This is a genomic window from Streptosporangium sp. NPDC003464, assembly GCF_053588315.1.
The window spans coordinates 20,105-46,799 of the sequence record NZ_JBSFPS010000038.1; the positions used below are offsets into that span (position 1 = coordinate 20,105).

The 26,695-nt window shown below is 68.9% G+C and carries 19 protein-coding genes and 1 pseudogene; 4 read left to right on the forward strand and 16 right to left on the reverse strand.

The window, feature by feature from the left end; translation table 11 throughout:
* Positions 1-142: 142 nt before the first annotated feature.
* Complete coding sequence (locus ACWDS7_RS11550) at positions 143-4,195, reverse strand: AAA family ATPase (RefSeq protein ID WP_451929203.1); 4,053 nt, start codon at positions 4,193-4,195, stop codon at positions 143-145.
* Positions 4,196-5,323: an exonuclease SbcCD subunit D gene (locus ACWDS7_RS11555; RefSeq protein WP_451929204.1), complete on the reverse strand. Its 1,128-nt coding sequence runs from the start codon at positions 5,321-5,323 to the stop codon at positions 4,196-4,198. It abuts the gene before it with no gap.
* Positions 5,324-5,506: 183 nt separating this feature from the next.
* Here ACWDS7_RS11555 and ACWDS7_RS11560 point away from each other — a divergent pair, with 183 nt between their 5' ends.
* Positions 5,507-6,997 (forward strand): alpha/beta hydrolase family protein, encoded by a 1,491-nt coding sequence (locus ACWDS7_RS11560; RefSeq protein ID WP_451929205.1) that lies wholly within the window; start codon positions 5,507-5,509, stop codon positions 6,995-6,997.
* Here the strand turns inward: ACWDS7_RS11560 and ACWDS7_RS11565 are convergent.
* Both ACWDS7_RS11565 and ACWDS7_RS11570 read right to left on the reverse strand, forming a co-directional pair.
* On the reverse strand, positions 6,981-7,946 hold the full coding sequence (locus ACWDS7_RS11565; protein WP_451929206.1) for an alpha/beta hydrolase: 966 nt from the start codon (positions 7,944-7,946) through the stop codon (positions 6,981-6,983). The genes ACWDS7_RS11560 and ACWDS7_RS11565 overlap by 17 nt on opposite strands.
* Before the next feature lie 4 nt (positions 7,947-7,950).
* Entirely contained in the window at positions 7,951-8,832 is an 882-nt protein-coding gene (locus tag ACWDS7_RS11570; RefSeq protein WP_451929207.1) for a crotonase/enoyl-CoA hydratase family protein, read from the reverse strand.
* A gap of 142 nt (positions 8,833-8,974) precedes the next feature.
* On the opposite strand from ACWDS7_RS11570, the gene ACWDS7_RS11575 reads away from it, so the two are divergent.
* Positions 8,975-10,480, forward strand: a complete 1,506-nt coding sequence (locus tag ACWDS7_RS11575; protein ID WP_451929208.1) for an LCP family protein — start codon at positions 8,975-8,977, stop codon at positions 10,478-10,480.
* A 168-nt stretch (positions 10,481-10,648) separates the two neighbouring features.
* On the opposite strand, the gene ACWDS7_RS11580 is transcribed toward ACWDS7_RS11575, so the two are convergent.
* Genes ACWDS7_RS11580 through ACWDS7_RS11590 form a run of 3 tightly spaced genes read right to left on the reverse strand, consistent with a single transcriptional unit; the run spans position 10,649 to position 11,671 of the window.
* Positions 10,649-10,882 carry a DUF397 domain-containing protein gene (locus ACWDS7_RS11580; RefSeq protein ID WP_451929220.1) on the reverse strand — a complete coding sequence of 78 codons (234 nt, stop codon included), beginning with the start codon at positions 10,880-10,882 and terminating at the stop codon, positions 10,649-10,651.
* The gene (locus ACWDS7_RS11585) at positions 10,840-11,340 is read right to left on the reverse strand and encodes a Scr1 family TA system antitoxin-like transcriptional regulator (RefSeq protein ID WP_451929221.1); all 501 of its coding nucleotides are present in this window, start codon (positions 11,338-11,340) and stop codon (positions 10,840-10,842) included. The genes ACWDS7_RS11580 and ACWDS7_RS11585 overlap by 43 nt, the downstream gene beginning before the upstream one ends.
* On the reverse strand, positions 11,312-11,671 hold the full coding sequence (locus ACWDS7_RS11590; RefSeq protein ID WP_451929209.1) for a helix-turn-helix domain-containing protein: 360 nt from the start codon (positions 11,669-11,671) through the stop codon (positions 11,312-11,314). The genes ACWDS7_RS11585 and ACWDS7_RS11590 overlap by 29 nt, the downstream gene beginning before the upstream one ends.
* A gap of 497 nt (positions 11,672-12,168) precedes the next feature.
* Here ACWDS7_RS11590 and ACWDS7_RS11595 point away from each other — a divergent pair, with 497 nt between their 5' ends.
* Positions 12,169-12,642 (forward strand): hypothetical protein, encoded by a 474-nt coding sequence (locus ACWDS7_RS11595; protein WP_451929210.1) that lies wholly within the window; start codon positions 12,169-12,171, stop codon positions 12,640-12,642.
* Positions 12,643-12,656: 14 nt separating this feature from the next.
* Here ACWDS7_RS11595 and ACWDS7_RS11600 read toward each other — a convergent pair whose 3' ends face one another.
* Together ACWDS7_RS11600 and ACWDS7_RS11605 are read right to left on the reverse strand one after the other, a co-directional pair.
* Positions 12,657-14,624, reverse strand: coding sequence for a hypothetical protein (locus ACWDS7_RS11600; protein ID WP_451929211.1), 1,968 nt, complete (start codon positions 14,622-14,624; stop codon positions 12,657-12,659).
* A 28-nt stretch (positions 14,625-14,652) separates the two neighbouring features.
* Positions 14,653-14,961: a hypothetical protein gene (locus tag ACWDS7_RS11605; RefSeq protein WP_451929212.1), complete on the reverse strand. Its 309-nt coding sequence runs from the start codon at positions 14,959-14,961 to the stop codon at positions 14,653-14,655.
* 262 nt (positions 14,962-15,223) lie between these two features.
* On the opposite strand from ACWDS7_RS11605, the gene ACWDS7_RS11610 reads away from it, so the two are divergent.
* Positions 15,224-15,460 carry a hypothetical protein gene (locus ACWDS7_RS11610; RefSeq protein ID WP_451929213.1) on the forward strand — a complete coding sequence of 79 codons (237 nt, stop codon included), beginning with the start codon at positions 15,224-15,226 and terminating at the stop codon, positions 15,458-15,460.
* Positions 15,461-15,560: 100 nt separating this feature from the next.
* Here the strand turns inward: ACWDS7_RS11610 and ACWDS7_RS11615 are convergent, their stop codons facing one another.
* From ACWDS7_RS11615 to ACWDS7_RS11645, 7 genes and pseudogenes are all read right to left on the reverse strand, one after another.
* Complete coding sequence (locus tag ACWDS7_RS11615) at positions 15,561-18,620, reverse strand: AAA domain-containing protein (protein ID WP_451929214.1); 3,060 nt, start codon at positions 18,618-18,620, stop codon at positions 15,561-15,563.
* 72 nt (positions 18,621-18,692) lie between these two features.
* Positions 18,693-19,769 carry a hypothetical protein gene (locus ACWDS7_RS11620; RefSeq protein ID WP_451929215.1) on the reverse strand — a complete coding sequence of 359 codons (1,077 nt, stop codon included), beginning with the start codon at positions 19,767-19,769 and terminating at the stop codon, positions 18,693-18,695.
* Positions 19,770-19,805: 36 nt separating this feature from the next.
* The gene (locus ACWDS7_RS11625) at positions 19,806-21,770 is read right to left on the reverse strand and encodes a hypothetical protein (RefSeq protein WP_451929216.1); all 1,965 of its coding nucleotides are present in this window, start codon (positions 21,768-21,770) and stop codon (positions 19,806-19,808) included.
* Positions 21,767-22,540, reverse strand: a complete 774-nt coding sequence (locus tag ACWDS7_RS11630; RefSeq protein ID WP_451929217.1) for a toll/interleukin-1 receptor domain-containing protein — start codon at positions 22,538-22,540, stop codon at positions 21,767-21,769. Before ACWDS7_RS11630 ends, ACWDS7_RS11625 begins: the two co-directional genes overlap by 4 nt.
* Positions 22,541-22,553: 13 nt before the next feature.
* A complete protein-coding gene (locus ACWDS7_RS11635) occupies positions 22,554-23,843 on the reverse strand; it encodes a helix-turn-helix domain-containing protein (protein WP_451929218.1) in 1,290 nt (429 codons plus the stop codon).
* Between the two features lie 1,043 nt (positions 23,844-24,886).
* Positions 24,887-25,891: an enolase C-terminal domain-like protein gene (locus ACWDS7_RS11640; RefSeq protein ID WP_451929219.1), complete on the reverse strand. Its 1,005-nt coding sequence runs from the start codon at positions 25,889-25,891 to the stop codon at positions 24,887-24,889.
* A 100-nt stretch (positions 25,892-25,991) separates the two neighbouring features.
* Positions 25,992-26,695, reverse strand: a pseudogene (locus tag ACWDS7_RS11645) (MFS transporter); the annotation flags it as partial.

Here is a 26,695-nt window from a genome sequence, read left to right on the forward strand (position 1 = left end):
CCCCGGCCCCTGGTCTCCGAACCTGTCCGGAGACCGCCCTGGCGTCCACCCCGCCGGGCAGGCCCGGGCCACGGGACGGCTGCGGGAGACGGGACAGCCGCAGGCCACGAGACGGCCACAGGACATGGGACGGCCGCGGACGCTAGACGGTCACCGAGAGGGTGGAGCCGCGACGGTCCTTGCGGACCCGCAGCTGCGCGGGGACGCGGGTGCGCAGCTCGGCGACGTGGCTGACGATGCCGACGGCCCTGCCGCCGTCACGCAGGCCGTCGAGGATGTCGAGCACTCCGTCGAGGGTGTCCTCGTCCAGGGTGCCGAAGCCCTCGTCGACGAAGAGCGTGCCGAGCTCCACTCCCCCGGCCTCGGCGGTGACCACGTCGGCCAGGCCGAGCGCGAGCGCCAGCGAGGTGATGAAGCTCTCGCCGCCGGACAGGGTGGCCGGGTCGCGGTCCACTCCGGTCCAGCCGTCCAGGATCCGCAGGCCGAGCCCGCCGCCCGACCTGCTCCGATCTCCGGCCGAGCGGCTGAGGTTGTGTTCGAGGAGGTAGCGGCCGCCCGACATGTGGTCGAGCCGCTCGTTGGCCGACTCGACCACCTGGCGCAGGCGCTCGCCCAGCACGTAGGACGACAGCCGCATGTTCCACTGGTTGTCGGTGGAGTTCCCCCCGGTCAGGGCCGCGAGCCGGTCGGCGAGGCGGTGCCGCTCCGCGGCGGGCAGCCAGCTCTCCAGGCACCGGGTCAGCTCGGCGCGGAGCTCGGCCAGCCGCGCCTGGCGGGTCTCGGCCCGGTGCCGGGCGGAGAGCAGGCCGGCGTGGGCGGCCTCGGCGGCGTCCCGCGCGCGCTGCAGCCCGTCGAGGTCGGGCTCGGGCCCGGCCGCGGCGGCGACCAGCTCCGGATCGGCCAGCACCGCGGCGACCGCGAGGCGCTCCTTGTCGAGCTCGCGGAGGCGGGCGGCCTTCTCCTCCTGTTCGGCGGGAGGGCGCAGTGCCGCGCGGGCGTCGTCGAGCCCGAGGAATCCCGCCTCCGCGGCGGCACCCTGTGCTCGCGTCCGGGCCGCCGCGAGCTCGGCGGCGGTGATCTGCTCCTCCCGGGTGGCCTCGACCGCCTCCTTGAGCAGCTCGGCCTCGTCGGCCAGCCGCTCCAGCCTGGCGGCCAGGGTCGGGTCCTCGCCGCGGGCCCCGTCGATGCGTGCGACGAGCCGCTCGCCGTCGGCGGTGAGCGTGTCCACGTCCGAGCGGCGGGCGGCGAGCGTGACCGCGAGCGCGCGCGAGCGCTCCTCCAGCTCACCGAGTTCGGCCGCGGTCCGGTCCGCCTCCGCCGCCAGCGCCGGTTCGGCTCCGGCCGACTCCCGCAGCCGGGCCAGCTCCGTCTCGGCCTCCCGGAGCTCCCGCGCCGCGTGCTCCGCGCTGAGCTCGGTCCTCTCGCTCGCCTCGCGGTGACCGGTCGCGAGGTCGGCGACGCGGACGGCCACGGTGAGGGCGGCACCGAGCAGGGCCGCCTCCTCGGTGAGGCGGCGGCGGCGGGCCTGGACGGTGGGGTCGGCGCCCCGGGCCTCCTCCAGGCGGGCGGTCAGCCGGTCGCGCTCGGCCTGCCACCCTGCCTGGCGGGCCCGCCCCTCGGCCAGCGTCCGGGCGATCTCCGCGGCCCGGGCCTGCGTGCCCTCCAGCTCGGCCGCCAGGCGGTCCGACTCCGCGCTGAGTGCCGTCTCGGCCCCGGCGGCCGCGGTCAGGGACTCCAGCTCCCGCCGGGCCCCGGCGAGGATCTCCTGTGCCTGCTGGGCGTTCAGCCCGCCCGCCGCGGTGCGGGCCTCCTCCAGCCGCGAGGTCAGGGCCGTGACGGTGTTCTCGGCGGCCCGGCGCCGGTCCGTGGCGGCGTCGTAGGCGCTCTGGGCGGCGCGTTCGTCCTGCGCGGTGGGGGCCGCGGCGGCGGGGGCGGCCGGGGCCGGGTGGTCGGGTGAGCCGCAGACCGCGCAGGGTTCGCCGGGGGCGAGCTTGAGCGCGAGCTCGGCGGCCATGCCGTCGATCCTGGCCTGGCGGAGGTCCAGGTGACGCTCCCGGAGCCGCTGGGCCTGGTCGGTGGCTCCGGCCTGGGCCGCGCGCGCGGCCTCCAGCTCGGCGCCGAGGGCGTCGCGCCGCCGGACGGCGTCGAGCCGGGCGGCGGCGGCGTCCGCCTCCGCCTGTGCGAGGGGGATCCTGGCCGTCCGGGCTCTGACCGCCGCCAGCCTCGCCGAGACCTCCGTCAGCGCGGCGGGCAGCCTCTCCTGACTCTCGCGGAGCGCGGACTCCTGCCCGGCCGCGTCACGGAGCCCGGCGTGGAGCCCGGCGAGCAGCTCGGCCAGCTCGGTGAGTCTGGCCTCGTCGGCGCGGAGGCCCTCCAGCCCGGCGAGCTCCTCTCTGCGCTCGCGTTCCCAGGAGGCCAGCAGCTCACGGGCCACGGCCCCGTCCGGGACGGCGGGCGCGCCGGTGCCGCCCGTGGCGGAGGGCAGGGCACGGAACCTGGCCGCCAGCTCGTCGCGGGCGGCGGCCAGCGCGGCGGCGAGGCCGTCGCGGTGCTCGGCGGCCCGCAGGCGGCCGGCGGCGGCCTCCCTGGCCGTCTCGGCGGCCGGGATCCGGGCGGCGTCCAGACGGGCGGCCGTGAGGCGGGCGTCCACGTCGCGACGGAGGCCGGGCAGGAGCGCCAGGCGGGCGTCGGCCGCGGCCAGCGCTGCGGTCAGGCCGGTGATCTCGCGGGCGGCCGCCTCGCGTTCCTGGACGATCTTCGCCAGGCGCGGCTCCTCGGCCCGCAGCTCACCCAGCCGGGTGATCTCCCGGTGCCGGTCGCGCTCCAGCTCGGCCAGCCGGTCCGGGGAGACCCGGTGCCCCGCGGCGGCCAGGCGGTCCGGAACAGCCAGGCGGTCGGGAACAGCCAGGCGGTCCGGAACGGCCAGATGGCTCGGAGCAGCCGGATGATCAGGAGCGGCCAGGTGGTCCGGGGTAACCGGATGATCGGGAGCGGCCAGGCGGTCGGGGGCCGCGTCCCGGTCGGTGTGGATCAGCGGGAGGGCGCGGGCCACCGCGTCGGCGGCCAGCCGGTGTGCCTTGGCCGCCGCCTCGGCCCGCTGCTCGACCGCCTGGATCAGGGGCAGCACCCGGTCGGCCCGGACCGCCTCCGCCAGGATGGCCTCCAGGTCGGCCCGCTCCTCGGCGCTCTCCTCCAGCGCCCGGCTCCGCGTCAGCGCCTCGGCGTGGCGGCGCCGCCGCTCGGCCAGCGCGGCGCCCCGCTCCAGCTCCGCGCGTGCCTGCCGTACGGCCGCCTCACCCTCACCGTGGCCCTGGCTCAGCCGGGCGACCGCGCCGGCGGCCAGTTCCTCCAGCGCCCCGGCCCAGCCCAGCGGATCGTCCTCCGCCGAGACCGCCGAGACCGTCACGGCCGGCGGCCCGCCGCCGTCCGCGAGCTGGTCGGACGGGCCGGACAGGGCCGGTGACCCGGCCTGCCCGGCGCCGGAGGCCGACGGGGAGGCGGCGGCCATCGACGCGAGGAGGTCGGGGCCGGCGGCCTCCTCCAGGCGCTTGACGACGAAGTCCACCTCCCTGCGGAACGCCTGCTGCTCGCGGTGGGCCTCGGTCCGGCGCTCGGCGAGCCAGGACTCGGCGGCGGCGTAGATCCTGACGGAGAACAGGCGCTCCAGGACCCGGCGCCGGTCTTCGCCGTCGGCGCGCAGGAACTTGGCGAAATCCCCCTGCGGCAACATCGCGACCTGGAAGAACTGCTCGGCGTTCATGCCCAGCAGGGTGCCGATGAACTCCCCCGCCTCGTCGACCCGCGTGGTCAGCCCGGTCCACTCCCCCGAAGGGGTGAGCTCCTGCAGAAGGGCCTTCTCGTTCTCCCTGGTGGTGCCGGTCCCCCGGCGCTTGGGGCGCTGCCAGGCAGGCGACCGGCTGATCTTCAACCGCCGCCCCCTGACCGTGACCTCCAGCGCCACGGCGGGCCCCCGGTCCGGTGGCGCGTGGTCGCAGCGCAGGCTCTTGGCGCTGTCGCGCTTGCCGGGCACCCTGCCGTAGAGGGCGTAGCAGAGGGCGTCCAGCACGGTGGTCTTGCCCGCGCCGGTGGGACCGTGGATGAGGAACAGCCCGGCCTCGGCGAGGGCGTCGAAGTCGACCTCCTCCTCACCGGGGAAGGAGCCGAACGCGCTGATCCACAGACGGTGCGGGCGCATCTACGCCATCGCCTCCTTGGTACGGCTGGCCTCGACGGCTTCCTGGATCAACCGGATCTCCTCGGCGTCGGCGGCCTCGCCGCGCACCTCGCGGACGAAGTCGAGGGCGACCTCGATCTCGGGGCGCCCGGCCAGCTTCGGCCGCGCCACGGCCTCCCGGACGCCGCCCTCGGGTTCGAAGGAGAGCGCGAGGGTGTGCCCGAAACGGGACCTGAGCCGCTCCATGGCGCCCTTCGGCCGGACCTGGTCGGTGAGCGTCACCTGCAGCCAGTGCTCCTCGTACGGGGCGTGCTCGGCCGAGGTCAGCAGGTCGTCGAGCCGGCCGCGGAGCCGGTGGACCGGCCGGGGCACCGGGGCCTCGACGAACTCCGCGCTCACCCGCCCCCCGGGGTCGAGGTCCACCAGCCAGGAGCCCTTCACCTGGCCGGCCTCGGAGAAGGAGTAGGCGATGGGGGATCCGGAGTAGCGGACGGTCTCGCTCATCTTCTGGCGCCCGTGGAGATGGCCCAGCGCCACGTAGTCGACGCCGTCGAAGGCCGAGACCGGGACGTGGGCCACTCCGCCGACGCTGATGTCGCGCTCGCTGTCGCTGGCCTGTCCTCCGGTCACGAACGCGTGGGCGAGGACCACCGACCGGGGACCCCGGCGGGCGAGGTCGGCGCGGATCAGGGACATGGCGTGGCCGATCGCCGCGGTGTGGGTGCGCTCGGACAGCTCCCACGGCCCGCGCATCAGCTCTGGCTCCAGGTAGGGGATGCCGTAGAACGCCACGTCGCCGACGACCACGGGCTCGCCCACCCGCCCCGGGTCGGTGCGCAGGTGGACGCCCGCGGCGTCGATCAGGTCGGCGCCGAAGCCGAGACGGCGCGCCGAGTCGTGGTTGCCGCTGATCAGCACCGTGCGCACCCGCTCGGCGACCAGCCGCCGCAGGGCCTGGTCGCACAGGTCGACCGCGTCGACCGAGGGCAGCGCCCGGTCGTAGACGTCGCCGGAGACGACGACCACGTCGACCCGCTCCGCCCTGACCGTCTCGATCAGGTGGTCGACGAAGACCCCCTGGGCGGCCAGGAGGCTCTCGCGATGGAACGGACGGCCCAGATGCCAGTCCGATGTGTGCAGCACCCGCATGTCGCTTGAAGCTAACAGGCCCCAGTCACAAATGCGTCCACTCTGACCACTCCGACCGCACCCCCTGTCAACCGCTCGCCCCCTGTCGTGGGATCGGGAAGGTGAGTACGCTTATTGATCAGAGGGAACGATACCGGCATACGGTCCTCACGGAGGCGGGCGACGATCGGGGAGCGGATCGGCATGCGGGTTGGCCGAGGCGTGTTGAGCGTGGCCGCGGGCTTGATCCTGGTGGCTCTCGCCACGGTGGGTTACGCTCTGCCGCCTCCCTTCGATCCGCCGCCGCTGACCGTGGACCCGGTCTTCCAGACGCTGCCCGCCCAGCCCGCGGCCGAGACCAGGCCCGTCGCGACGGCCGGGCAGATCGTCACGCAGGACATCACCGTCGACGCCGGTGACACCACCCTCGAAGCCACGATCCGCGCCCCGCTCACCCCCGGCAGGCACCCGGCCCTGGTCTTCGTGCAGGGCGCCGGGCCCGGCGTGCGGGGCGAGTTCACCACGCAGGCGGAGCTGCTGGCCAGGGCGGGCATCGTCACGCTCGTCTACGACAAGCGGACCGTCCGCTACGACTTCCGCAACCGCGACTTCGAGCTGCTGGCCGACGACGCGCTGCGGGTCCTGGCCCGGCTGCGCACGCGCGCCGACGTCGACCCGGCCCGGATCGGGCTCTGGGGGGTGAGCGAGGGGAGCTGGGTGGTCCCGATCGCGGCCGCCAAGAGCGACGACGTCGGCTTCACCGTGCTGGTCTCGGCCCCCAACGTCTCGCCCATGCGGCAGGTCACCTGGGCCATGGGCGAGCAGCTCGACCGGCTGTACGCGCCCAGGGGGGTCCGTGAGCTGATCATCCGGGCGATGAGCGCGGTCCACATGAACTTCCTGCGCTACGACGGCCTGCCCGCGCTGCGCGGGATCCACCAGCCGGTCCTGGCCCTGTACGGCACGCGTGACCCGTCGATCCCGTTCGTGGAGAGCAGCAAGGCGCTCACCGGCGCGCTCGCCGAGGGCGGCAACGCCGACTACACGATCCGCTACCTCGCCGGCGCCGACCACGGCATGCGCATCCACGGCGGGCCGTTCGCGCCCGGCTACCTGGAGACGCTGGCCAACTGGGTCAAGGGCCTGCCCGGCACGGCCAGGCCGGTGGTGCACATCGCGGGCGCCACCCCGGTCCAGCGCTACGAGGCCAGCGAGGTCCCCACCGCTCCGTGGTACGCCGGGGGCACGGTCCTCGGGCTCACGCTCTGCCTGGCCGTGGTGGGTTACGTGGTCGGCCCGGTGGCCGAGATGGTGGTACGGCTGCGCGGCCGGCGGTTGTCGGCCGAGGCCAACGCCCTGATCTGGCAGCCCATCCGGCTCCGCTTCCGCCGGATGGCCTGGACCGGGCTCGGGCTGCTGGTCTCGGTGCTGGCCTTCATCACGCTGCTGGTGCTGTTCTCGGTCAACCAGGCCGGAGCCTGGCCGGCGGTGCTCGCCGGCTGGCTGGTCATCCGGATCCTGGCGGTGCTCATGCTGCTGCAGGAGGTCACCGCCGTGGCGGCCGTCGTCTCGGGGCTGCGGGACGGCTGGCAGCCCAGCCGCCCGCAGAGCGTCGCGATCGCCGGCGTGCTGGGCGGCACCGGCCTGCTGCTGGTCGCGGCGGCCTACTACAGCCTCTTCACGATCCCGTGGTAGCAGGTGAGTTCCCGTGGTAGCAGGTGAGCCAGCGGTCCATCTCGGCGAACACCTGCTTGCGCGCGGGCCCGGGTGACAGCACCAGGTCATGTATGCCGCCCGGCACCCGCAGGCACGTCACATGGGGGCCGATCCTGGTCGCCCAGTGCGCGATCTGCCCGGGGTCGAGCACGATGTCGGCCCCCTGCGCCTCGGGGGCGAAGTCGCGCAGCCGCAGGCCCTTCTCGGCGCAGAGCACCAGGATCGGGACGTCCGCCTGGAGACCGCCGTGCAGGCGCCGCTGGGCCCGGCGGATCGCGGCCAGCCAGACGGCGTGCACCGCGAACCCGCCGATCGGCTTCCACTCCAGGTCGAAGTCCCATTCGCCGTGGTGGTCACGGTGCAGGCTCGTGCCGTAGGCGGTGGCCAGCCCGAGGGGCAGGACGGCGCGGGCCGGCATCCTGGACAACGGCCCCTTGAGCAGGTCGGCGGCGATCCGCAGGGGTGAGGGGACGTTGAGGTCGAGGAAGGGGCTGTTGAGCACCAGGCTCTGGATCAGCCCCCGGCCCCGGACCCGGTCGGCCCAGAGGGCGGCGACCAGTCCGCCGGTGGAGTGGCCGTTGAGGATCACCTCGCCGTGGCCGTCGTCCTCACGGATGATCCTGATCGCCTCGTCGATCTCCGGGAAGTACTCGGTGACGCTGCGCACGAACCCCCGCGTCTGGTGCGGCAGCAGCGAGCGACCGTACTTGCGCAGGTCCAGACCGTAGAAGTCGATTCCCTGGGCGACGAAGTGGTCGGCCAGATGGGTCTGGAAGAAGTAGTCGGTGAAGCCGTGGACGTAGAGAACGGCCCTGCCGGTGGGCTCGGAGGCGCGCCGCCGTACCAGCGAGGCGACCACCGCCCCCTCGTAGTCGTCGGCCATGGGCAGGACCGTGAGCTCGTAGTCGGGACCGAGAACGTCAAGCATGCGGTCAGGTTAGTCCGTAGGGGTTGACGGGCCAGGAGGGGACCGCGTCCGGAAGATCCTCGCTGACCTTCATCGGGAACTCCGCCGGGCGCTTCTCCAGGAAGGCCGTGACGCCTTCGGCCGCGTCGGGGGCGGCGCCGAGGGCGTTCATGAGGAAGGAGTCGGCGCGGTGGGCCTCCCACGGGGAGGCCGCCGACAGGCCGGACCACATGAGCCGCCGGATGGCGGCGACCGAGACCGCCGAGGTGTTGTCGGCGATCTCGCGGGCCAGCGCGTAGGCGGCCGGCAGGAGTTCCTCCGGGGCGTGGACCCTGGAGACCAGGCGGCCCTCGAGCGCCTCGGAGGCGGAGAAGACGCGGCCGGTGACCGCCCACTCCATGGCCTGGGCGATGCCGACGATCCGGGGCAGGAACCAGCTGGAGGCCGCCTCGGTCACGATCCCGCGCCGGGCGAAGACGAAGCCGAACCTGGCGGTGTCGGAGGCCAGCCTGACGTCCATGGGGAGCGTCATCGTCACCCCGACGCCCACGGCCGGACCGTTGACGGCGCCGATGACCGGTTTGAGGGAGCGGGCGATGCGGAGCGCGACCGTGCCGCCGCCGTCGCGGGGCGAGCCGTCGACGGTGTCCTCACCGCCGTACATCTCCTCGCTCCTGCGGTGGTTGAAGGTGTCACCGCCGCCACCGAGGTCGGCTCCGGCACAGAAGGCCCGGCCCTGCCCGGTGACCACCACCGCGCGCACCTCGTCGTCGGCGTCCGCCCGGTCGAAGGCCTCGATCAGCTCGCCGCGCATGACGTAGGTGAAGGCGTTGAGGCGGTGGGGGCGGTTCAGCGTGATGGTGGCGATCCCGTCGGCCACGCCGTACTCGATCTCGGTGAAAGGCATGGCAGAACCTTATTCCAGTGGAAATGTCAGGATAAAGCCGGATTGCTTCTCATACTGTTCACCTATTCGCCGCCCACGGGCTCCGATCCCCGCCTTACCATCTCCCGTGCGACGCCCAAGTCGCGGAGGAATTGGGGAGCAGGTGCGGGACAGATCAAGGCCGTCCGGGGTCGGCGCGGTCATCGGATGGACGGCCCTGTCCGCCATCGCGCCGGGGGCCGCGCACCTGCGCGCCGGATGGCGCAGGACCGGACTGGTGCTGCTGTCGGTCTACGCCGCGCTGCTGCTGGCCCTGCTGTGGGTGGCGCTCACCGCCGACCTCGGCGACCTCGCCGGGAAGCTGGTCGCCTCCTCCTGGCTGACCGCCGTCACCGTGGCCTCCATCGCGCTCGGCGCCGCCTGGTCCGTGCTCGTCGTGCACTCCTTCGTGGTGCTGAACCCGGGCACACTCCCCCGGGCCGGCCAGGCCGTCGCCGGGGCCCTCGCGGGAGTGCTCGCGGTCGTCATGCTGGTGCCCTTCGGCCTGGTCGGGCAGTACGCCGCGGTCTCGCAGTCGGCGCTGGACGAGGTCTTCAGCGCCCCCACCACGGCGCCGCCCTCGACGGGTCCGGCCGGCGAGGAGGACCCGTGGGCGGGCCGGGACCGGGTGAACATCCTGCTGCTCGGCGGCGACGCCGACACCCACCGGGTGGGCGTGCGGACCGACAGCATCAACGTGGCCAGCATCGACGTCGAGACCGGCAACACCGTGCTGCTGAGCCTGCCGCGCAACCTGGAGAACGTCCGCTTCGTCCCGGGCTCGCCGATGGCCAGGCGCTTCCCCGACGGCTTCCGGCTGCCGGCCAACCCGGACGGCTCGCGCGAGGACCTGCTGTTCGCGGTCTGGGAATACTCCGACGCCCACCCGGAGATCTTCGGCGGGCGCAGGAACCAGGGCACCCGGACGCTCATGGAGACGATCGGCTACACCCTCGGCCTGAAGATCGACTGGTATGCCCTGGTGAACATGTGGGGCTTCGCCCGGCTGATCGACGCGATCGGGGGCGTGCGGCTGACGGTGCCGCAGGACGTGGTCTTCGGGAAGTACAACGAGGGCCTGGTCAAGGCGGGCACCCGCAAGCTCCGCGGGGCCGACGCGATGTGGTTCGCCCGCTCGCGCACCAACAGCAGCGACTTCGTCCGGATGGGACGCCAGCGCTGCGTACTGGGCGCCCTGCTCGCCCAGGCCGACCCGGCGACCGTGCTGTCCCGGTTCAACCGGATCGCGCTGGCCACCAAGGAGCTCCTGCGGACCGACATCCCGCGTCCGATGCTGGAGCACCTGGTCCCGCTGGCCCTGAAGGTGAAGGGCGCCAAGGTGACCAGCGTGCAGTTCGTGCCGCCGCTGATCAACACCGGCTACCCCGACTGGGCCAAGATCCGCACCGTCACCGCCAAGGCCGTCCGCGCCTCGGCCGCCACTCGCCGGCACCTCACCGCGACCGCCGGACCCACCGCTCCGGCCGTCACGCCCGGCCCCGGCTCCGGCAGCCCCACGGCCACCACTCCCGGCCCCGGCTCCACCCCCACCGTCACGTCCAGCCCACAGTCCAGCGCCAGGCCGGCGGACGCGGCCGAACCCAAGGGGATCACCGACGGCTGCGGCTGACCCGGCCCACCACGCGGCAGATCTTCCGATGACACCCGGCAACGGAGAACCTCAGGCCAAGGTAGACGAGTGTCCCGCCAGCGGTGGTGAAGGATACGGCGTTGCTCTGATCTCGGCTTGGACCGGCCACCGGGTCTGGACGGGGAGCTTCTCCTAACCGAGAGCAGATCAGCGGTCGAACTCGCCGGACTTGACGCCGCCGACGAACGCCTCCCACTCGGCGGGGGTGAAAAGCAGCCTGGGGCCGTCGGGGTCCTTGCTGTCACGGACCGCGACCATTCCGGGCAGGTTGGCGGCGACCTCGACGCACTGGCCACCATTTCCTGAATATCGCGACGACTTCCACCACACGGCGGCGCTCAGGTCCGCTCGCGTCTCGCTTCCTCGATCATCTTGAGGGATATACGCTCAAGATAGACCCATAGCCGTATCACCTCATATCGCTCCTGGACGGAAGCTGCGAATTCGCAGTCATTCGTGACGTCCCCCTGAACCGGCAGGTCCGCATGGATGGTGATCGGCTGCCCACCCGGGGGTTCGGCGATCATGAAAGCACCTGCCAATCCGGGAAGACATTCCGGGCCGACAATTTGAACGGAGACAGTGGGACGCCCAGAAGCCTCCAGCAGGTGATCGAGTTTTTCGCACATCACCTCGGATTCACCAACCTTCCGGCGCAGCACGCCCGCGTCGATAAGCCCAAGGGCGAAGGGCGGATTGTCCCGATCGAGGATCTGCTGCCGCCGCATCCGGGCCTCGACCCATTCCTTCACCACTCCAAGAGGTTGCTCGGGGTTCCAGGTTGAAAATGTGCCGGGCGTACAACTCTGTCTACAGGAGGCCCGGTACCAGGAGGGGATCCCAGGAGCGCAGTACGAGGGCGATGGGCTCGATCTCCTCGGCCCAACTCCGGAACCAGACCGGGCCGCCGCGCTGGGCGACGATGCGCTGGTAGAGCCGGATGAAGGAGGCACTGTCAGCCGTCCCGAAGAGCCGGTCCAGCCTCTCTGCATCGGACTTCGAGGGGGTCCGGGTGGCCTTCTCCAGGCGGCACACCTGGGTCTGGGTGCAGCCGAGCCGGGAGGCCGCGGCAGTCTGCGAGAGCCCTGCGGCCTCTCGCGGTCGGCGCATCTCAGCACCGAACCGTACGCGCGGGGAGCCAGGGTCGAGAGGGCACACTATCCATCGCATTCCTCCCGGATTAGAAAAAACGGACCTATCATTCAATCGGCGATACCGAGTCCAGTGCGGATAGATCAACGGCTGTCATCATTCGCTCTAGCCTGGATTATCGATCCAGTAGCCAGTCAACTGCCCATGCGACATTCTAGGAACAGAAATTCTCTCCACGACAGCAGGAGAAATAAAGCAGTTCATCACCTTCTTAACCCGGGAGGCGGATCAGTCTGCACATGAATACGACAGTACTCTTCAATGCTCCCGTCACAAAAAATCAGCAAGTATCCGAAAGGTGAAACCATAGCGATGGTCAAGCTGTCGCCGGGCGGTTCGCGACTCCAGTCCGCGAGGACATGTACCCGCCAAAGCCGATGATGGCAGGTGGATCCTGTCGATCGACACGAAGACTGCTCTCACTGACGAACGGATACGGGAAGGGTGTGGCGAAGGCGGGCCGAGTGAGTAAGAATTGAGTACGTCCCGGTCTCAGCCATCCCCGGAGGTATTGGATGCGTTTCGCCCGACTAACGGTTGCCGGTTTGGCGCTGGTGATGGCAGCATCGGGATGCACTTCCGAGCCTTCACTGAAGGAGGCGGCAGCGGAGCTACAGAAGGACATGCAGCGTCTGGAGACCGATGACGTCTTCAAAAACCCGCTTATGAATCTGCGGATCGTACAGCGCCCGGACAAGGATCTTCCCTGTGGGGGGGACAAGGTCAAGCGGGTATTACGGGCGACGGCCGATGAGGAACATGTCGACGAATCACTGGACTCCCGTCTGGACAAGTCCCAGAGGGTTATGGAGAACACGCTGTCTCAGGCCTTGGGTTACAAAATGGAGTATGACATCAGCCAGGTAGACGCCCCAGAGGGACGATTCATCTATGGAAGAAAGGACGTGGGGGTCACCGTGAACGTGTATGTGGCGCCCGAGGCGCCGACCTGGCGATTGCATGCACAGACCGCATGTCTGCCACGATGAGGGAACTGGCACCCTCAGTTCGAGGTCTTCAGTAGATTCTCAGCCAGATTGCTGGCCTGGAATCGCGAGGAATGCTCGATCTTTTTATCGAAACTTTCATTGCTGTCCATCCAGCCCTCATAAGCACTCAATTTTCCCTGAAGCACCTCGTCCCATTTCTTATTGTCAGTGGCCTCTCGCTTGGCCTCAGCCACAAGCTCGTCATACGTCTTGAGTGCACCGGTGATTGTACTGACGAGCCACTCAGGAGGTTCACTCGCCGGATAACCGCCACCATAGAGAAGAGACGCCATTTCGTATTTCAAGCGTTTGGCGAGATCAGACCGCTTCTCAGTGACCGCTTCGACCTGCGTCTCGAAACTGTCGGCCCATTTATCCGAGACAGAGCTGACAATGTATGCCTGGGTGATATCCCACCCGAGCTCGGCGAACTGGCCCACAATGGGAGCCCCACCGAGGAAGAAACCTGCGGTGTTCTTGGTGAAATCGCGAGCCAGGTCGGCGACGGCGTCTTCCTCACCGAGCACGTCTTTTGCTGCCCTGAACGCGATGCTGCCGAAATCACCGAACATCATTGAGATATCACGGAAATGGTCAGTGTTGCCCTGCGCGTCCAGGCGGGCAGCTGCCAGCAAGGTGTCATGACGGAACTGCGCCACCGTCGAATCGAACTCGTCGGCGAGCTTCTTCTCGCCGACGAAGGTTTTCATGAATCCATAGGTGTCGCCAGGGCTGAGGTAGAACGCGGGGGTCACCCCAGGGAAGGCTTCCCAATGCTTGGGGATCTCCATTCCGGAGGCACGGTCAGCGGCCTTGTCGAAGCGCCCGCCCGAAACCAGCTCATGCACATACGACTTCGCGATTACCCCCATGGAGTCCTTGGCAGCCGTCGGCAGGCCGTCGCCGAAGGAGCCCGCTGCTCTGATCGCGTCCAGGGCGAAGGCTGCGGCGGCCGGGCTGTGCTGCCCGGCCTTCTCGGTCGCGACCTCGGTGCCCGCCTCCAGCACCCGGCCAAAGGCGTCGGCGACCGCGTCTCCGGTCTCGATCATCTTGGCGTAATCGAAAAGCTGTTTCATCTTGTCGACCTGGCTTAACTTGACGTCCGTACCGCCCAACTTGGCGAACGCGTCCCGCACGGCCGCGCCATCCCCGGCGAGCACCTCCAACCCCATAGCGACCAGGTCGGAGGAGTATCCGTACGCCTTCGTCTCGGCGGGGCCGACAGCGCGGCGGTCCTGGCGGGGCTCCTTGGTGAAACCATCCAGGGCAAGTGCGCGGGCCGCCGCGCTGCGGACACCGGAGGGGGCGTTCGCGCCCTTGAGCAGCGCGAGCCGGTTCCAGGCGGTGGTTTTGTCCGTCGGCTTCACCAGATCGCTTCTGACCTTGGCGAACGCCGGAACGAGGGCGGGGGCGCGCAGGGCGGCGCCGAGGGCCGCGCTGAAGGCAGCCAGGTCCTGCTTCGCGATCTTGCTGCCGGTACGCGCGATAAGGCTCGGCAGGCTGTCGCGGGCCGTCGCCGGCAGCAGGGCGAAGAACGCGGCGGCGGCCTGGGGATTCTTCGCGAGCTGGGCGACCTCGTCGGCGTGCTCGTGGATGAGCGTGGCTTGGAACTCGCCCCCGTGGTTGACGAGGATGTCGTCGCCGTACATGTTCGCCAGGCCTCGGGCGGTCTCGAAGCCTTCCAGCTCATCAGGGAGACGGACGAGTGACGACCGATCACCTCCGCCGCCCAGCTCCGGGGCGCCCTTGCCCAGAGCGTTGATCAGGTCGATCCGGCCGTGGAGCATGGAGACCTGCGTGCCGCCCCAGTCGGCGATGTCGGCGATCTCCCGCAGCGCAGGGGTGCTGATCCCGTGCCGGCGGAGCTTTTCCTCGAACTCCTTGCTGAACCCGGTCAGCCGGTCGGCATCGCCACGCAGGAAGGTGGCGAGCTGTCCCATCCCGTCGGGATCGATGCCACAGAACTCATCGGCAGACGCCATGGAGCCTCCTCCTCAACGGTCACGGCGGTCACGTGCGTCCGGCCAGCTCCCGGCGCATGGCGTTCGCCTCGGTCTCGGTCACCAGCGGAGGATGCCGACGCAGCTCCTCCTCGATCACGTCCACCACGCGCTGCGCGAGCCGCCCCAGGCGCTGGTGCCGATCTTCCAGCTCGGTGGTCCATTTGTCTGCCGTCGGCCCCGTCCAGACCTTTCCCGATCGCATCGCCGAGGAGGCGCGCTGGTATGCCTGCCGTACCTCGTATGCCCTGTCCCCTGCCTCCACAAGGAGGCGCTTCAGCTCCGCGTGCCGGGGATTGGGCACCATCGGCTCGGCCACGCCGCCCCGTCCTCTCCAGGACCCCGTGATGAAGAAAATTTAATACCACCCTAGGTATTGATCATCTATGCCGACAAGGCCCGGACGCCGCCGGCATCGCGCTTCTGTCGCCGTAGCCATAGCCGTGAGAGCCGATGGGGCTGATATTCCGGTCATTCCATCTCACACCGGACCGACTACTCCGCCCACCAGCGCCGGGGTAACGAATGCCCTTTCCCGAAGATCACATCGATGCGATAGAAACCGCCGCCAAAACCGCATCATGGATGTGTTTTTCCGCTGTTTCGCGCTGCTCTTCACCGGCCATTCAGACATGCCCATGGCCATCGCGCTCGCCGTCATCTGGATGTCCCGCATTGCCATGTACCAAGTCGAAACCCGAGCACACTGGGACGAGAGGGACGCCGAAGAACGGGAGCTACGGCATGAGCAGCAGCGCGAGTACCGTGAACGAGAGCTGCGTCTCCAGATCCAGCGGCAACAGCGACCGGAACGTTAGCCCCACGTTGCCGCCCCGGTCATCACACCCGCCCACGGCCGGGTGCGTTCCGCCACCGCGCGATCCCATGGACGCCGCTGTCGGGAATCTCTGGAGCACCTCAGTTCCGGGCCGATGGGAGCCAACGCTGGACCAGGTGCCGTGGGATGGTGGCGTCGACACGCCACAACTTCCTGGCCCCGTACCACTCAGGGCGTATACCGGCAGCTCGTAACGCGCGTTTGAACTCGTCCTTCTCGTTGAAGGGGACGCATATGTAGAGGCGTCCGTCCAGCACGTCCCCGGCTCTGACATCGGGCACCGAATCCGGCTCCGGCCCCGGCGGTGTTTGTTTCCAGGTACGGGCGGGGCGCTCCATCCGCGCGCGGTCGACGATGTGGCGGACTCGCAGGCAGGAGGACGGGTCAGTGATCCGCATCATCAGGTCAGTGGCGCCGGTGTTGGCGAGAAGGTTGAGCGAGCCGTGCCACAGCACGGCATCGTCGACGATCATGACTTTCTCGTGCATGCGCTCGCGTATCTCGACCAGGCAGCCGGCGGCCTCAAGCTCTTGTACGAGAGCGCGCCTGCGCGGGTCATCGGCCTGGTCCCGGGTATGGACGGTGACCTGCACCCCGCTTTTTATTCGTGGGGTGAGGTGCCGCAGCCATCTGCTGACGGGGGCAGGATCCAGGAAGGCGCAGTAGATCTCGATGCTGCGCTGAGCTTGTTCGATGTCCCACGCGATGGCGCGGGGCACCTCGTCAGCGGGGAAGAAGGCAGGACGAGCCAGTTCGTCCTCGCCCAGCCCTGCCAGGTCGGCTGCGCAGCGGAAAGGTACGAGGTCATCTACCGAGAGCAACTGCGCATGGCACTCCAGGTGGGCGAGCATCCGTGCGGCTTCACTGCCCGGACTGAGATTGTCGTGGAGGAATCGGGTGTCGGCGACGACGACGATATGGTCCTGCGCCCGGCTGAGGGCCACGTTGAGCAACCGGCAGGTGGAGGATGACAGACCGGAGCCCTCGTAGAAGTAGCCGAGCCTGTCGCCTGCCCCGGCCACGGTATCGATCACCACAAGAGAGCGCTGGCTGCCCTGGAATCGATGGACGGTGTCCACCAGCCCCTCGTAGCTCTCGCCGAACCGGTGGGTCAGGCTGGTCTGAAGCGCTTTCACCTGGTCTCTGTACGGAGCGATCACGGCCAACCGGTCGGCCGGCCGGTCCCCGGCGGCCAGGCCCGTCCACTTGCGAGCCGGCAGGACCTCGTCGTACTGAAGGCCCCGAACGAGCTCATGAATGACCGCCTCGTGCACCGTGTTGGTCTTGTGTCCGCCGTAGCGGCCTTTCGGGTTGGGCAGGCGGCGTGGGGTGGTGTCGACAAGGATCAGCGGGCTGTCGATCAGCGGCGAAGGCGGGAGGCGACTGCGGTCATCACGCCCGGTGCGCAAGGGCGCGTCGGGGTAGGCGACGACGTTGACCATCTCGCAGATCGACGGGCGCATACGATACTGCGTGTCCAGGCAGACCATCCGCCGGTCTTGGCGGGCCGAGCCCGCCAGGTCCACCAGCCCTGCCGTGGCGAAGACATCGCGGTCCATCCAGAGCCCGGCGTGCTGCCTGTCCTCGGGTGAGGCGTTCCGGTCGCCGGAGGCCTTGGACACGGCGGGCAACTGCCGGAAGTCACCGGCAACGACGACCCGCCGGGTGGCAAGCCCGGCGGCGCACCAGGCCGAGGGGGTGTTCACCATGCCGGCCTCGTCGATGACCACCACGTCGATCGAGCTGAGTAGTTTGCGGGACTGTACCGCCTTGGCGACGGTGGTGCCCATGACGCGGCAGTTACCCCGGACCACTTCGGTGATCTTCTGCTGTTCCTGCTCCAACGCAGTGAGCTGCTGTTGCATTCTCTCGACGGCATCCCGAAGAGGGCCTGCCGCGGGAACTCCCCTTAGCCGGTCGTGCAGCATGGCCAGCTCCGGCTCAAGCTTGGCGATCTCGATTGCACAGTTTCGCTGGACGGTCAGCGCGGTGTGCAGTCGCTGGTCAAGCACGGCGACGGCATACCGGTGCTCGCGGTGCGCACGGCCGAGATCGTCGAGCTTGGCCTGCCGCTTCTTGGCGAAGAGCCCGGACGGAGTGCCGATCTCGCGGATCTGCTGCTCGGTCCTGGCGAGGGCGGCTTGCCCGGCCTGGATCTGGTGGTGCAGGGCGGCAGCGTGTCGCCCGACCTCGTCGCGCCGCGTGCTCAGGTCCCGCAGCTCGCCTGAGATGCGCTCGGCTTCGGTGTGCAGCCCGAGGTCCTGGCGCGCCGCGTCCAGCAGTTCGCGCGTTTCGGCGATCCGCGCGGCCATGGCGACGGCAAGCCGTCCGGCGATCCGTCCGGCGCTGATCTGCTCACCGAACTTGGTGGCCAGGGAGGTGAGCTCGATGTCTCCGGCGCGCTGTACGAGCCCCGTGTCGAAGCCATCCTCACCGGAGAGCAGATCGCAGATCCGCTCCAGCGCCTGGTCCACGGCGACCTTGGTCGGGGCCACGAAGAGCACCCGCATCCCCTGCCGGTAGCAGCCCTCGACGATGGAGGCGACGACGTCGGTCTTGCCGGTTCCCGGCGGTCCCCATATGAAGGTGAGCTCGCTGTCGAGGGCCTGCTCGATCGCCTGCCGCTGCCGAGGATTGAGTTCGCGTTCGCGATATTCCCGGATGAAGCGTTCCGGGGTGGCGCAGCGGTCGATGCGTGGCCGTCCTTGGCCGAGCATCCAACCCGCAGTGGTGAGATTGACCAGACCATCGCTCCCGCCGGCGGACTCCAGCCGCTCGGCGAGGGTCTCCATGCCCGCCGACTCGTCCTTGCGCAGCTGAGCGTTGCCCGGCTGGCTGCCCAGATCGGCCGCGGCGCGGACCATGACCTTGCCGTCGGGCATCCGCACGGCCTCGGCGCTCACCCACGGGTCGCGGGAACGTGAGAGCCGGACGAGCAGTTTCTCCCCGGAGAACGCCTCCTTCCAGCTTCTGCAGGAGAACAGGTATTCCTGGACCTCCCCGTCGCCTCCGACCTTGCGTCCGGCGGTCAGCGAGACCTTCTCCCCGTCACCGTCGCTGCGGAGCTCGGCGGCGATCTCCAGACGTACAGCCCGCAATAGCTCGTCAACAGGAAAGGGCTTCTGCTGGCTGCCTGTCATCGCGCTCCTTTTAGGGGGTAAGGAGAACAGTGTGCCGGTACAGATTGGAAATCTACCCTTGCCGAGCAGTAGCTAAGGAGTAGTGCCGTCACTTCGATACTCATCGGGCCGACCGGAGGGAGGAACCGCGTCGTCGGGCACGAAGGCACGGGACGGGTCAAATCGGCGGACCAGGTCATCGGCCACTTCCTGTTTGCCGTACGTGGCAAGATAGTCGGCTATCTCTCGGGTGAACAGGGCACGTTGCGGGTCGCCGCCCGGGAAGTTCGCTGCATCCAGAAATGCCCCGAAATAGTCGACGGCGGATGGTTCGTGCTCCAGATCAGGCGTGGACAACTCCTCATCCGCTGAATGCGGGGAGGGAGGCCACGGCACCAGGTAGCGGAAGCACTCGGGCACCTCCTGGTTATTCGCCGCGGAGGAGACCTGGGCGAGAATACCCAGGTCCTGCACCACTTTCTCCACGCGGTCGTCGTTCTTGGCAAGCCACCAGACCACCGCACTACCGGGGTCCTTCAGTACATCCTCTCCGAGATACTCCCGCTTGCTCTGCTCGTACTTCCTCTCGTGTTCCCAGACTGCTTTCTCCTTGCGTATCTCGGCGAGTCTGTCCAGCCGCTGCCGGTCGTGATCGGAGAGAGTGAGCGTGACAGACTCGGCCATCGACTGCACGCATTCCGTGGCGTCCGACTGCATCGTGCCCAGCGCGCCGTTCAGTTCGTGCTGGACGAGCGAGGCCCTGCCAGGAGGCCTGTTCCTCGTGATGACCTTGGCGCGTTCCAGAATCGCGTCGACCGCCAGGCCGCTGAGGTTGGCCCCGGGTTCGCCCATCGTCCTGCCGGTCGGCGACCAGCGCACCGTCGCCGAGAACAGGAAGTCGTAGTCCTCCTCCATGCTCGGCAGCGCGACCTCGACGCGCTGCTCCCGAGGCTCCACCGGTGGCGGCGGGGAGTACATCATCTCCACCGGTGGTGCGGCATCCGCTCCACGGCCGACGCCCCTCATGGACAGGAACGCGGCGGCCCCGGTCACGGGGGCGAGCACCGCCCACACCCAGGGCGGCAGCGGAGTGAACACGACGAGGCCGGCGAGAATCAATCCCGCGAAGACGACGAAGTAAGCCGTAACTGTCCTGCGACCAGAACCCATGGCGTTGTCTTCCTGTTCCGTTGTTACGACGATGGCTCACGCGGCCTGGAAACCCAGAGCAGCGTTGATCTTCCGCCGGACGAGGCTGACGAGAAAAGCGTGGCGTTCTCGTCCATCCGCTGAGGGAGGGACCAGGTCGCGGGCGATGACATACAGGGGAGCCAGGAGGGCCGTACGCTGTTCGCCTCCGTCGACGAGTACGTCGAGGAGATGCTCGCAATGCTGTTCGTCCTCGAAGGCCGCCTGGATCCAGCGCTCCGCCTGCGCGCGCCAGGTCTCGTACGGATACCGGCGGAAGGCAACGTGCCAGCCGACGGTCAACTCTTCCCGTACAACGGGATCGGACAGAGGGGCGCGTGTACGTGGCCCGAGAGTTACAAGCGGCACCGGATCAGCGAACTCCAGGAACAGTCTGGCGTCGGCCTGCCGCCACTTTTCGCTTCCCAACTGAAGTCGCTGAACCAACCGCTTCAGCATCCAGACGCGGAGTTGAGCGTCAGCGCCCACTATCTGAGCGAGCGCGTCGCGGGCGTGTGTGGTTCCCGATTCCTTGCGGGCCAGGTGATGAAGTCGGACCATGGCCTGGTCCGGGTGATGCACGGCCATCACCTTCCAGCACGTCACGACGAGCACCTGAGCGAGCCCTCTGGAGAGGGAGGTCTCAGATGCCCACTCGCGGATCTTCTGACGGAAAAACTGGCCGTGCTCCTCGTGCTTGAGCCCTTGCCGTAGCGCTTGAACGGCCGCGCCCATCCGCACGTCGTTCCCGGGGTTCTCGGCGCACTGCGACACGAGAGCCAGCAACTGATCCCGATGCCTGTCCTGCAGGCACTGCCGAGCGAACCGCTCGACCAGTTTGTTACGGTCGTCCGTCTCTAATCCGGGCAGGCCTACGGTGTTACCAACCCATTTCCGGATGAACTCCCGTAGCTCCGGCCAGTGGGTCCAAAAGTGGACCCGAACCGCCGAGTCGTATCCGAACTCGTCGAATCGCACCCGGCCGGAGGCGTCGGCTGTCGCGTTGATCTCCTTGAGGCGCACGGTGAGGTCCGCGTGCTCCAGTAGAGGGAGCACGTTCTGTGGATGTTCCGCTATGTCAAGTAGCGAGGCGGTGGCACGTTGGATGGCCTCGGCGCGGGCTCCGTGCAGCATGGCAGTGGCCAGCAGCAGCGCCCGCTGCGGCCCTTGAGGTAGAGTGGCGAGCCTTTCCGTGACGCGCATGCTCTGCTTGTTGTCCAGCACGGCCAGGGCGCTGTCACACCAAGCGGCGAATCCTGCTGATCTCGCCGTGGTCCGTACCTCGATGACAAGCGTGGCGAAGTCGGCGATTCCTCGCATCGAAGGGTTTCTGGCCAGAAATTCCGAGAGGGCCTCAGGCGCCGAGTCGGTCTCGGCGACGGGTATGTCTTTCGCGCGTAGATAGCGTTGGAACACCGCCCCGGCCGAAGGGCGAGTGATCCCGATGCGGTAGGTGCCGAGATCCGCCCGAAGTGATTCGATCATCCCGCTCGGAAGCACCACCACCAAGCGGGACGTGTGGCTTTGCACGACTTTGCGGAAGCTGGGAAGCTCATCCTGGACTGTGGCCCAGACCTGCTCGCTGGTGATCGCCGACAAGTCCACCAGCAGCAGGGCGCCCTCACCGACCTGGCTGGTATCAAGATCAAGATAGGGCGCCCCTTCCTCCCCCAGCAGGATTTCGTGGAACGTTTCGGTCCCGGAGTACAGCTCCTGCAGGAGCATCCACGCGGCGGCTTTCCTTCCGGCGCCTGGCGCTCCGTCCAGGAAGACGGTGCCGTGGGATTCCAGGACCTCGCATGCCCGGGCGAAGCCTCCGGGCGGAATGAAACGCTGCCGGAGCCATGCCAATTGGTCGTCGGCGACGCCCCGGGGATCCTTACCAGCGGCCTGGGCCAGTTGCATGAAGACGTACTGATCACCGCTGCCAGCGTTCATCGCTCCGTAGTTGGCCGAGACGAAGGCCCTGAACTGGTCGCTCAACGCTCATCCTCTCCGTCCTTGCGGGAGCCGCCGAACCGGTGACCGATCCCCCCGTGGTTGTCGCCAGCGACATACGCCGCCCCATCTCCGGAGAAGTACTGGGAGCCGTTGTAGTTGTTGACGTTGCCCTTGCCCATGTGAGCCGTCCCGTAGTTGTTCTTGATGACGGTGTCGGCGTCACCGACGGTGACACCGCCGGTGGTGATGTCACCGGTGGTGATGTCGCGCCCCTGAATGGCCGGGCCATACACGTTGTCGGCCGAGTTGGAGACGGAGCCGGGGACCGGCGGCCCGGGGACCGGACGGATGACCGACCTGAGCGACGGGATCCACTCGGCGAGCCTGGTGACCAGACGTGTGAGGTCGGCCTGGAGGTCCTCCACGTCCAGGCGCTCCGACTGGATTTCGGCGAGCCACTTCAGCTCCTGCGGTAGCTCCGCCGGGTCCAGCCGTCTGGGCCCCGCCCCTTCCCGGACCGGCACGACCGGTATCCCGAGGTCGAGCGCCGCAAGGAGCTCCCGGCGAACCCAATCGTCCTCGTCACGCAGCCTGAGTGACTGGGCCCAGCTAGGACCGATGACGGCGAGAAGGACGGTGGCGCGCCGTACGTTGCCGAGCAGTTCCTCGGGGAATCGCTGGCCGGGCCTGATGGATCTGGTGGCGCGGAAGATCTGCTCCTTCCCTCCTATGATCTTGGAAAGCTCCTGTTCGATGAGAAGAGCGGTCTTCTCCCCGTCTCCGGTGCGGTAGTTGATGAATACGGTGGCCATGGGGATTTCCTCTCTACGGGACGATGTTCTGCAGGGCCGTTCCGAGTTCGGGAGCGAGCTCGCGTACCGACCGGTTGCGCGGGTGACGGGCCAGGGTGTGGGCGAGGTTGCGCAGGTCCGTGGCAATCGTGGCCGAGCTCACCGTGACGATGTCGTCGAGCAGCCGGTTGGTGAGATCACACGCGCGGTCGATCTCACCGGCCGCGGCGTGGGCGAGCGCGCAACGCACCCCGTAGCGGACTCGGGTGCGCAGCGCCTGGGGCGACACCCGCGCCAGCTGCGCTTCCATGACTTCGGCGGCTTCGGCTGGCCGTCCCAGGTCGTACAGGCACCAGCCGGTGATCATCGCGACCGGGTCGGACAGGTTGGTGGTGCCGATGACGGGTGCGTCAAAGTCAGGCGTCTGACCGACGAGCAGCGCACGCGCCCGGTCCAGACTGCGCTCGCAGGCGCCGTGGTCACCTGCGAGTGCGTGGCCCTGCGCCTCCCGCTGCGCGGCCAGGCCGCGGATCCGCGGCGGGACCTTGCCGTTCTGTGCCCGCTGAGCCAGTTCGACGGTCTGTGCCACGTCCTCGCGATAGAGCGTGACCAGTGCCCGGCGGACCAGTCCGTACGCGGCAAGGTCATGATCACCGCCGACGGCCGCCAGATCAACGGCGCGTTGCGTCCACCACAGCGCCGCCTGCTCGTTTCCCGTCTCCTGCACCAGCCAACCGACATACTCGGCGTACCGGGAACCGAGCCTCAGCAATCCCTGACGGGTCTGGGAACCGGCATGGGCGGACAGCTCCCGGAGCGTATGGGTCTGCGCGATGAGCACGGGGAGCAGAAGTCCGGGATTGACCGTCTGACCGAGCTGCCGATACTGGTCGAACAGTGATCGGGATACGCCCAGGAGCGTCGTGTCCTCGGTGCTGGACGAGGTTCTCGGGCCGCCGATGCTCATTCCCGCGATCGCAGCCGCGCCCACGGCCATCGCCTGCCTCCGGCTCATGGGCTGGAACCGGTTCTGCCCGTCCGAGGACAACTGCATCAGCCACACCTCATCCCCGTCACCGCTCTCCTGCGCGAGTCCTTCTCTGGGAGGCTGTTCGCGGACCAGAGCGGCAAGCCGGCCTCCGGCGTCGAGTGCGACGTCGCAGAGACGGGCCAATTCGCGGCTCGGCGCTTTGATACCTCGTTCGACCTTGCTGAGCTGGCCTTTGCTGTAATGAACCAGCCCTGATAAATCGGTAAGGGTGAGATCGGCGGCGAGGCGCCGCCTCCGGAGTTCTCTCCCGAAGGGGATTGGCTGCTGGATCACATGAACCTCCGTCCCCGCCTGTCCGAGCAGCCGCGAACCACCGCTTACAAGAGTGTGTCAGCCAATGTCGGGCAGGCAAGACCTGTTCCGGTGTTTCCCGTTTCCAACTCTGAAGGCAATAGGAAACGACGGTTCTTGTCCAGACCGTCTCGAGCTCTTCTCTGGAACTTCCCTTCCTCGCGGACACCGGTTGTCCTGCGGGATCAGACGCAGGAAGCCGGCCCGGGACCAGCAATCGAAAAACCACAAAAGGCACTTACGGAAGGTAATTCGGTCATCATTTGAGTGGATTTATCACTCAAAACTTCGATATGTCCAGGTCTGCAATCATCAAACCAATCAACCGTCGACATTTTCCGATTTCATAAATCGCGTTTTCGGACAATCTTTATAGCGGGTCGCCCATGGTCGCGGAGGCCACTATCCGAAAGGTAAAATCCACGCTGTCCGCATCAACCGCTGACAGGACTTCGGTGTGACCGCCAGGACGATACGCAAGCTCTAGATATCGGTCGTGACCGTTCTGGCGGACATGATCATCGCTACCTCGTATGAGGTTCTGCCAACGCTGCAGGTCGAGTGGTGCAAACTGTTTCCCGAGCAGCGCTCCGCGATCGCCCCCGGCGCCACCCCGGAACGGGTCGTCACGGCATATCTGCAAGCCGTGGCGGCCAGGGACGACGACACCGCGCGGGTCCTGTCCGCGCCCTATTTCGCGAGGTATGGCGATAGGGGCATCGGCTGCTCCTATCGCCGTCTTGACCTGATCTGGGTCGGCGAACCCCGTACAGACGGTTCCGCATATGCCCGGCTCGTGATTGCCGTTCCTACCCGGTACAAGGCCGACCTGGAGGATGAGGGACCCGAAATGGACGGGGAACGTCGTTACGACTTCCTGGTCGGCCGGAACGCTCCCTCGGAGCGATGGCGGATCATCGACTACGGCGACGGACGAGGCGGGGCCGGCAAACATATCGGGCCCGGAACCAGGGCCCCTTCACGAGCCGGTTGCCCGCCCCGCTGCCGGAGAGCGCCGGCGGCGCTCAGGCGGCGTAGGACTCCTTGGCCAGACGGCGGACGCGGGCCACGTCGACGGTGTGGCCGAGGCCCGGTTGGGTGAGCGGCACGGCCACGACGCCGCCGGAGGCGCCGACCGGCGGGGTGACGATCTGCGCGCTGCGCGGCGGCTCGGCCACGTCGCAGGGCAGGCCGCAGCCGGGCAGGCTGGCCGCGGCCACCGTGGCCGCCCGGGCCAGGCCGGTGCCCTGGCCGCCGGCGCAGGCGATCTCCCAGCCCGCCGCCAGGGCGCGGTCGTGGACCCGCCGCACCTCGCGCAGGGAGCCCAGGACGGCCGGGCGCAGCAGCAGCGCCCGGCCCGCCCCGACGAGGATGGCCTCGTCGAGCTCGGCCAGCGAGGACACCTCGAGCAGGACCGGGGCGGCGACCCGCTCCTGCAGGTCGGCGTGGTCGGCGAGGCCGGCGAACGGGCGCTCGATGGACGAGAGCGTGTAGGCGTCCAGCGCCTCCAGGGCGCCGACGTCGGTGTAGGCGCCACGGGCGTCCACGCCGATACCCAGCGCCGGGTACGCCTGGCGGACGGCGCGCAGCGGCTCGATGTCCCAGCCGGGGTGGACGTCCAGGGTGATGTGGGCGTAGCCGGCGCAGACATGGCGGTTGACCCGCGCGACCAGGCTCTCCAGGTTACGCTCGGCGCCGATCCTGACGGTGGCCATCAGCGAGGTGCGGCTGCCGCCCAGCGCGTGGGAGAGCGGCACCCCGCGCATCCTGGCCCACAGGTCCCAGCAGGCCATGTCGGCCGCGGGGCCGCCGAGGACGGCGCCCAGCTCGTCGGGGTGCTCCCAGTCGACGCCGATCAGCGCGTGGGCGAGCCCCTCCTCCAGGGAGGCCCAGGTCTTCGGGTCGGGGTCGACGACCTCTCCCCAACCGGTCATGCCCCCGTAGTCGGTGAGCCGGACGAGGATGCTCTCCGGCCGCCTGCCGTACGGCAGGACCAGGCGGAACATCTCAAGCTCGCGCACGCGCGGCATGAATTTCCCTCATCTCTGCTCGGAAACGCGAATCCCGCCCGGAGGCGGGACTCCCCCTCAACGCGGAGGAGGGCGGCGTTCTTCCCATAGTGCCACGGGGTCAGTCCCTGAACCGGCCCGCGACCAGCACGCCCGTGCTCGCCATGAGCGCGGTCAGCGCGAAGCACACGAGGTAGACGGGCCCGGCCGTGCCGAAGGCCGCGACGATCGCGCCGACGACGGCGACCGTGACCACGGTGAAGACCGACTCCCCGATCCCCATCGAGGCGCTGTTCTCACCCTCCTCACCGGGGCGCGACAGCTCCAGGACGAGCACCGACAGCGTCGGGTAGACGATCCCGATGCCGAACCCGAGCACGGCCTCGCCGACGAAGGCCAGGGCCACGGGGACGGCCGCGAAGACGGTCAGGGCCATCAGCACGATGCCCGTGGCGATCAGGGCGGGGCCGGTCCGCAGGATCAGGACCCGGTCGTAGCGCTTGCGCCCGACGACCCACGAGCCGAAGGACCAGGCGAGCGCGCCACCGGTGAGCACCATCCCGGCCTGGGCGGGCGACAGGCCGCGCTCCCCGGTGAGCATGAGCGGCAGGAACACCTCGCCGCCGAAGACGGTGCCGGCGGCGATCCCGCGCAGGGCGATCACTGAGGGCAGGCCCCGCGCGGCGCGCAGGGTGCCGGGCGGCAGCAGCCGGGGCAGCGTGAGCACCAGGACGAGCAGTCCGGCGGCCAGCAGGATCAGCCCGGCGCCGCGCGCCGCTCCGCCGTACTGCATGAGCGCGGCGCCCACGGCCGTCAGCGCCACCC